The sequence below is a fragment of the Streptococcus mitis genome (assembly GCF_001074635.1).
Classification (GTDB): domain Bacteria; phylum Bacillota; class Bacilli; order Lactobacillales; family Streptococcaceae; genus Streptococcus; species Streptococcus mitis_E.
On the sequence record NZ_JUQO01000227.1, the window covers coordinates 1 to 7,644 of the forward strand.

At 36.9% G+C, this 7,644-nt stretch carries 6 protein-coding genes and 1 tRNA gene; 5 read left to right on the top strand and 2 right to left on the bottom strand.

Annotated features, from left to right (window positions below; genetic code table 11):
- Positions 1–59 precede the first annotated feature (59 nt).
- A tRNA-Ser gene (locus tag ADI58_RS09875) sits at positions 60–147 on the top strand.
- A gap of 224 nt (positions 148–371) precedes the next feature.
- Here the strand turns inward: ADI58_RS09875 and birA are convergent.
- Together birA and ADI58_RS09885 are read right to left on the bottom strand one after the other, a co-directional pair.
- Positions 372–1,304, bottom strand: a complete 933-nt coding sequence (gene birA, locus ADI58_RS09880) for a bifunctional biotin--[acetyl-CoA-carboxylase] ligase/biotin operon repressor BirA (protein WP_049522460.1) — start codon at positions 1,302–1,304, stop codon at positions 372–374.
- 20 nt (positions 1,305–1,324) lie between these two features.
- Entirely contained in the window at positions 1,325–2,161 is an 837-nt protein-coding gene (locus tag ADI58_RS09885) for an AraC family transcriptional regulator (RefSeq protein ID WP_045605751.1), read from the bottom strand.
- Between the two features lie 107 nt (positions 2,162–2,268).
- Here ADI58_RS09885 and ADI58_RS09890 point away from each other — a divergent pair, with 107 nt between their 5' ends.
- From ADI58_RS09890 to ADI58_RS09905, 4 genes are read left to right on the top strand one after another with little or no spacing between them, the layout of a single operon-like run.
- A complete protein-coding gene (locus ADI58_RS09890) occupies positions 2,269–4,431 on the top strand; it encodes an alpha-galactosidase (RefSeq protein WP_049522461.1) in 2,163 nt (720 codons plus the stop codon).
- A gap of 34 nt (positions 4,432–4,465) precedes the next feature.
- Positions 4,466–5,716 (top strand): extracellular solute-binding protein, encoded by a 1,251-nt coding sequence (locus tag ADI58_RS09895; protein WP_049522462.1) that lies wholly within the window; start codon positions 4,466–4,468, stop codon positions 5,714–5,716.
- An 18-nt stretch (positions 5,717–5,734) separates the two neighbouring features.
- Positions 5,735–6,607 (top strand): carbohydrate ABC transporter permease, encoded by an 873-nt coding sequence (locus ADI58_RS09900; protein ID WP_049522463.1) that lies wholly within the window; start codon positions 5,735–5,737, stop codon positions 6,605–6,607.
- A gap of 16 nt (positions 6,608–6,623) precedes the next feature.
- A complete protein-coding gene (locus ADI58_RS09905; protein ID WP_049522464.1) occupies positions 6,624–7,457 on the top strand; it encodes a carbohydrate ABC transporter permease in 834 nt (277 codons plus the stop codon).
- The last annotated feature ends 187 nt before the right edge of the window (positions 7,458–7,644 follow it).

Sequence of the window (7,644 nt, forward strand, 5' to 3'; positions counted from 1 at the left end):
AGAGCGCACGCCTGATAAGCGTGAGGTCGGTGGTTCGAGTCCACTCGTGCCCATTAATAGGAGAATTACTCAAGAGGCTGAAGAGGACGGTTTGCTAAATCGTTAGGTCGGGTAACTGGCGCAAGGGTTCGAATCCCTTATTCTCCGTTTGAATGAGAGTTTATAACTCTCTTTTTTCTTGCTTCTTTGTCAACTGTAGTGGGTTGATGAAAAGCGGCTAATCTCGAGAAAGGACAAATTTTGTCCTTTCTTTTTTGATGTTCAATGTGATAAAAATCCGTTTTTTGAAGTTTAATAATATAAAAAACTTCAGATGTGTAGAACTTAATTGAATTACTCATCTGGAGTTATTTTATAATTGTATTATTTTACTACCAACTCTTGAGTGAAATTTCTCCGCTATTAAGCCAGATTTCTTTTCCGTTATCACATTGAACTAAAAGTTTGCCATTTTCAGAGATATCGTTAGCAAGTCCCTTGTAGTCTTTTTTATCCAGTGTGAAAGTAACTTCTTTTCCAAGAACGAATGACTGTTTTTTATATAGGTATAATAACTCATCTACTGGTGTTTCGAAGAAAACACGCCAGATTTCTATGATTAATTCATTCCTTGTTATTGGAGCTGGAGTTTTGAATAAACTAGCAGCTTTTTCTTTTAATTCTTGAGGGAAGTCTTTGATAGCAAAGTTGATTCCTACTCCAATAATGATATCTGTGACTAAGCCAGTTTCTACAGACGTCATTGCCTCAGTGAGGATTCCTCCAATTTTATGATTTTTGAGGTAGATATCATTGACCCATTTTATGTCGACATCTATTAATGTTAGGTTCTTAATGGCTTTGTAGATAGCTCCTGCTACAAGTAGTGTGTAGGATGGTAATTGGTCATAGGGGAGATTTGGTTTGAGATGGAGTGTCATATAAATGCCACCTTGTGGGGAGTAGAAAGAACGTTGAAAACGGCCTCGGCCAGCTGTTTGATAGGAAGCTAGATAGAGGGTGTTTGCTTCATTTCCTAAATCAATTGCTTCTTTTGCATCCAGTTGTGTTGATCTTGTTTCGGGTTTAAAACTGATTTTAATTGGAAGATTTTGTTCTAGAAGTTCTGGAAGAATAAGGTCTCCATTCACCAGTTTATAGCCTTTGTTTTTGATACTATCAATTTCAATGCCTTCGTGTTCTAAACGCTTGATGGCTTTCCAAATTGATGTTCGGGTCAGTGATAGTTCTTCTGCAATCTTTTCTCCGCTGATATAGTCGGTTTCTTTAGCTAGAATTTGGTAGACGGCTTGGTAGGATTTCATAGTGTTTCCTTTCTCACTAGTTAGTGTTGAGAATATTCTTTTCTTGTTTGACTTGGAGTCTGATTAAAGTATTGTTTATAAGCTTTAGAAAAATGTAGTGGATCTGAAAAGCCTACCGAGTATGCAATTACCTTGATTGACTCTTGGGTATTTTCGAGAAGTTGTTTAGCTCGATACATTCGAACGTATAGTAGGTATTCTTTTGGGGATAAGGTGTTAAATTCTTTGAATACGCTTGATAAGTAGCTTCTGTGAACGGATAGTTCTTTTGCTAAATCTTGAATTGTAAGTGATTGAGGATAGTGGCTATCAATTAATCTTTTGCATTCAAGATAGAGTTGGTAGGTTGATGAAATATTCTTTTTTTTCTGATTGGGAGCAATAGTTCCCAGATGAAACATCAGTTCATGGAGTTGTCCCATGATATGGAGTTGAGCTAATTCATTGGATTTTGTAATCTGAGCGAAGCGAACAATGTCTGAGATGAGTTTTGCAGTAGTCTGGGTATGACAAGTTTCAGATTGGATGAGATAGGATTGGTCAGAAATTTGAGAAAGAGCAAAATAATCAGGAGCTTTCCCTCCAGTGATTCCTAACCAGTAGTAGGCCCAAGGTTCTTTACTATCTGCTTGATAAAAGGTTAGTTCCTCTGGTTTTAATAGAAAGAAATCTCCTTCTTTTAAATCAACAATTTTACCCTTGTAATGAAATTTTCCTTGTCCTTTAGTAATGTAATGTAGAACGTATGTATCACGAATGGCTGGACCAAAAGAGTAATTAGGTGTGCATTCCTCATATCCATAAAAGCTTAGGGAAAGGTCAATTGTTCCAGTCTGGTATTCTGAAAAAACTAGCATGTGCTACCTCCTACCTAACATTTTACCATATTCTTGAGACATTTTTCTATTTTAGAAAGCGGTTTCAGATGATAAAATATAGTCAATAAAGTGATGAGGTGAAGTAAATGGGAGTTAGGATAGAGAATAATCTATTTTATGTTGAGAGTAAAAATCTAAGTTTGATTATTGAAAATCGAAATGGTTACTTACTTTTGAAACATTTAGGAAAGACTATTAAGAACTATAAAGGTTCCAATAGTGTTTATGAACGAGACCATGCCTTTTCAGGAAATCCAACAGCTACTAATCGAACCTTTAGTTTAGATACTCAACGTCAAATTTTTGGACAACATGGCTTAGGAGATTTTAGGAAACCAACTATACAGATTCAGCATAGTGTAACTGAAGTAACAGACTTTCGATTTGTCGAAGCAAAAATTTTAAAAGGTCAGAATGGTCCACAGGGCTTACCTTCTCCACATAGCATGGATAATACAGAGACTCTTGTCTTAATGTTAGAAGATTCTAAGGCTCAACTTAGTCTGAATTTGTATTATACTGCTTTTGATAATAATGCGACAATTGCTAGCTACAGTAAATTGGGAAATAATAGTAACCAGGAAGTTGTCATTCATAAAGACTTTTCTTTTATGGCTGATTTTCCAGCGGCAGCTTACGAGATCGTAACTCTGCAGGGTGCTTATGCTCGTGAAAAGACCGTTCGACGTCAACAGGTAGAACAAGGAATCTTTTCGATTAGTTCGAACCGTGGGGCTTCTGGGCATGCTCAAACACCAGCTCTTCTCTTATGTGATCAAGGAGTCGCAGAGGATGCTGGGAATGTGTTTGCTATTCAACTAATGTATAGTGGAAACTTTGAAGCTTTTGTTCAAAAGAATCAATTGAATGAAGTTCGGCTGGCTATTGGGATTAATTCGGAAAACTTTTCTTGGAAGTTAGACCCTGAGGAATACTTTGAAACACCGGTAGCTTTAGTGACCTATTCAGATAAGGGATTAACTGGTGTTAGTCATGAAAGTCAGAATTTTGTACTGAAGCACATTATGCCAAGTAAATTTTCTACAAAAGAACGCCCAATTCTAATTAATAACTGGGAAGCTACTTACTTTGATTTTCAGAGAGAAAAACTGTTAGAGTTAGCAGATGAAGCTAAGAAAGTTGGCATTGAACTTTTTGTATTAGATGATGGTTGGTTTGGCAATCGCTTTGATGATAATCGTGCTTTAGGTGATTGGATTGTTAATGAGAAAAAACTGGGTGGAAGTCTTGAAAGTCTGATTTCAGCTATCCACGAAAGAGGTTTGCAGTTTGGGCTTTGGTTAGAACCTGAAATGATTTCTGTAGATAGCGATTTGTATCGTAAACATCCTGACTGGGCGATTCAGGTTTCAGGATATGAGCATACCTATTCTAGAAATCAATTAGTACTTAATCTTGCCAATCCTCAGGTAGTAGAATACTTGAAAAATGTCTTAGATCAACTCCTATCTTATCATGAGATTGACTACATCAAATGGGATATGAACCGCAATATGACTAAGCTAGGGAATGGATCAAACTATCTAGAGACACAGATGCAATCTCATCAGTACATGCTGGGGCTTTACGAACTCGTTTCTTATCTGACAGAGAAGCACAGCCATATTCTCTTTGAGTCCTGCTCTGGTGGCGGTGGACGAAATGATCTTGGTATGATGCGTTATTTCCCACAAGTCTGGGCTAGTGATAATACTGATGCTATTGCACGTTTACCAATTCAATACGGTTCATCCTATCTCTATCCAACCATTTCTATGGGGGCTCATGTGTCAGCAGTACCGAATCATCAGATGGGGCGAACGACACCATTAGAAACACGTGGTCATGTAGCAATGATGGGAAATTTGGGCTATGAGCTTGATTTGACAAGTTTATCAGATGAAGAGAAAGCTACGATTGCTAATCAGGTGAACTTGTATAAAGAATTACGACCAGTAGTTCAGTTAGGACAACAGTATAGACTAATTAATCCTGATACTGCATCCAATGAAGCAGCTGTACAATTTAATTACAAAAATCAAACGATTGTAACCTACGTTCGCGTTTTATCAGTTGTAGAGACCATGGAAACAACTTTAAAGTTAAAAGATTTGGATGAAGAGGGACTATATGAATTACAGGAAAATGGCGAAGTTTACTCAGGTGCAGAACTAATGTATGCGGGTTTAACTGTTATTTTATCCCAAGGAGATTTTTTGAGTAGACAGTATATTTTTAGAAGACTATAATAAAGGTGTATAAATTTATAAAGGAGGCTTTCCAATGAAATGGTATAAGAAAGCAGGTTTTCTTTTAGTCGCTGGGGCTAGTTTACTAGGACTAGCAGCTTGTGGTCAGAATAATCAATCGACTGATGGAAAGGTAACGATTGAATTTTTTAACCAGAAGACCGAAATGGCGGATACTTTGCAAAAAATTGTAGATAATTTTGAAAAGGATCATCCTACTATTGATGTAAAACTGACGACTGTTCCGGCAGCTGGAATTGTTCTGAAGACTCGGGTTTTATCAGGAGATGTTCCAGATATTGTTAATATCTATCCTCAAAATATGGATTTTCAGGAGTGGGCAAAAGCAGGTTACTTTGCAGATATGACAGGGAAATCTTATCTTGAGAACATTAAGAATGACTATGCAGAAAAGTATGCAATCAATAACAAGATTTATAGTGTGCCTTTAACTGCTAACCTTTATGGAATCTATTACAATAAAACAAAGTTTAAAGAATTAGGACTTGAGGAACCGAAGACTTTTAAAGAGTTTCAAGAGATTGTTAAAAAGGTAAAAGATAGTGGGAATTCTCCGTTTGCAGTTGCAGGCAATGAAGGATGGACATTAAACGGTTATCACCAACTTTCTCTCATTACCATTACAGGCAGTGGAGACGCAGCTAATAACTATCTTCGCTTTTCAAAACCTAACTCTATTTCTGCAGATGATGCTATTTCAAAAGCAGATGCAGAACGACTAGATTTGTTGGCGGATAATGCTCAAGATGGATGGCGTGGTGCCTCTTATAATGATGCGGTGGTAGCATTCTCGAATGAAAAAGCCTTGATGATGCCACAAGGATCATGGGCATTAGCGGCAATTAATCAACAGGATCCAAAATTTGATGTGGGGATGTTTGCCTTCCCAGGAGAAGAAGTAGGAAAAGAAGTCACTGTTGGTGCAGGGGATATGGCATTATCAACTTCAGCTACTACCAAACATCCTAAAGAAACCGAAGAATTTATCAGCTATATGACTAGTTCAAAAGCTATGCAAGCATATTATGATGTGGATGGATCACCAGTTGCGGTGAAAGGTGTACAGGAAAAAGAAGATTCAGCACTTGCAGAGATTTCTAAACTAGCATTTACGGATAAACATTATGTTTGGTTGGGCCAACACTGGAATTCTGAAGAAGATTTTTTCAATCTAAGTGCAGGTTACTTGATGGATAAAAATCTGAAAAATATGGCAAACAATCTCAATGCTTTCTTTAATCCAATGAAGGCAGATTTGGACTAGAATAGGAGTTAAGATGATATGGCTATTCGAAAATTTTTAAATAAATACTGGGGTTGGACTTTTTTGATCATCCCGCTTGCATTACAAGCTATCTTCTTTTACTTTCCGATGGTACAAGGTGCTTTCTATAGTTTGACTAACTGGACTGGATTGACCTATAATTATAAATTTGTTGGTCTGAATAACTACAAATTGCTGATGATTGATGGGAAATTCTTCACAGCCATTGCTTTTACTTTGATTTTAACCCTGGCATTGATTATTGGAGAGATTACAATTGGGATGGTTGTCGCTCGAGCCTTAAATTCTAAGATGAAAGGGCAAACCTTCTTTAGAGCATGGTTCTTTTTCCCAGCGGTTTTGTCTGGTTTGACAGTTTCCTTGATTTTTAAACAATTCTTCAACTATGGTCTTCCAACGATTGGAAAAATTTTAGGGATTAGTTTTTTACAAGAAAGTCTATTAGGAACACCAATCGGAGCGGTAGTGGCAACTATTTTTGTTCTTCTATGGCAAGGAGTAGCAATGCCGATTATTCTCTTTCTTGCTGGTCTTCAGAGTATTCCAAGTGATATTTTGGAGGCGGCATCAATTGATGGTGCAACAAGTAAACAAACTTTTTGGAAAATTGAATTACCATATTTGTTGCCAACGATTTCTATGGTTTTTATCCTAGCTCTTAAGTCCGGTCTGACTGCCTTTGACCAAATTTTTGCTTTGACGAGTGGTGGTCCAAATAATGCTACAACGTCTCTTGGTCTTTTAGTCTACAACTATGCCTTCAAGAGTAATCAATATGGATATGCGAATGCAATTGCCTTGATTTTATTCTTAATTATTGGAATTGTTTCTCTGGTCCAAATCAAACTATCAAAGAAATTTGAAATCTAATTGGGGAGTCCTACACATGAAAAAAGAAGAAAAATTGAATCAGTTTTGGAAGTATGTCCTCTTGATAGTAGGTGGTATTCTCATACTTGTTCCTTTGTTGGTAACGGTTTTTAGTTCCTTCAAGACAACCAAGGATATCATGAATCATTTCTTTAGTTTGCCCAATCCTTTTACATTAAGTAATTATGAACGATTGATTTCGGATGGGATTGGAGGCTATTTCTGGAATTCAGCTGTTATTACGGTGTTATCATTGATTGTAGTAGCCTTCTTTATACCAGCTGCAGCTTATTCCATTGCTCGAAATATGTCCAAGAAAAAAGCCTTTGCAATTATGTATTCGCTCTTGATCTTAGGGATATTTGTTCCATTTCAGGTGATTATGATTCCTATCACAGTTATGATGAGCAAACTCGGCCTGGCAAATATGTGGGGGTTGGTACTACTTTATCTAACTTATGCAATTCCACAGACTCTCTTCTTGTATGTTGGTTATATTAAAATCAGTGTACCAGATAGTTTAGATGAAGCTGCAGAAATTGATGGGGCTGATCGATTGACAACTTACCGTCGAATTATCTTTCCAATGCTGAAGCCCATGCATGCTACAACCTTGATTATCAATGCATTATGGTTCTGGAATGACTTTATGTTGCCATTGTTAATTTTGAATAAGGATTCCAAGCTGTGGACTTTGCCTCTCTTCCAGTACAACTACCAAGGTCAGTATTTTAATGACTATGGGCCAAGTTTTGCATCCTATATTGTGGGAATTGTAACAATTACTGTCGTCTACCTCATCTTCCAAAAACATATTATTTCAGGAATGAGCAATGGAGCAGTGAAGTAAGAAGAACTCATGGAATCTATAGTTTCTGACACAGAGGAAGGGTTCAACTTGTTGATAATTCTATGTAGAAAACAAGAAAGTAGTACTTAGTTTATCACAGTCTATATTAGTATGAGTTTGATGATAAACAGAGATTTAATACTCAATGAAAATCAAAGAGCAAACTAGGAAGCTAGCCGCAGGTTGC

Bases quoted from the DNA above. Each gene is read 5' to 3' on its own strand.
- birA (WP_049522460.1), bottom strand. From the start codon at position 1,304: ATGAAATCCTACCAAGCCGTCTACCAAATTCTAGCTAAAGAAACCGAC.
- ADI58_RS09885 (WP_045605751.1), bottom strand. From the start codon at position 2,161: ATGCTAGTTTTTTCAGAATACCAGACTGGAACAATTGACCTTTCCCTA.
- ADI58_RS09890 (WP_049522461.1), top strand. From the start codon at position 2,269: ATGGGAGTTAGGATAGAGAATAATCTATTTTATGTTGAGAGTAAAAAT.
- ADI58_RS09895 (WP_049522462.1), top strand. From the start codon at position 4,466: ATGAAATGGTATAAGAAAGCAGGTTTTCTTTTAGTCGCTGGGGCTAGT.
- ADI58_RS09900 (WP_049522463.1), top strand. From the start codon at position 5,735: ATGGCTATTCGAAAATTTTTAAATAAATACTGGGGTTGGACTTTTTTG.
- ADI58_RS09905 (WP_049522464.1), top strand. From the start codon at position 6,624: ATGAAAAAAGAAGAAAAATTGAATCAGTTTTGGAAGTATGTCCTCTTG.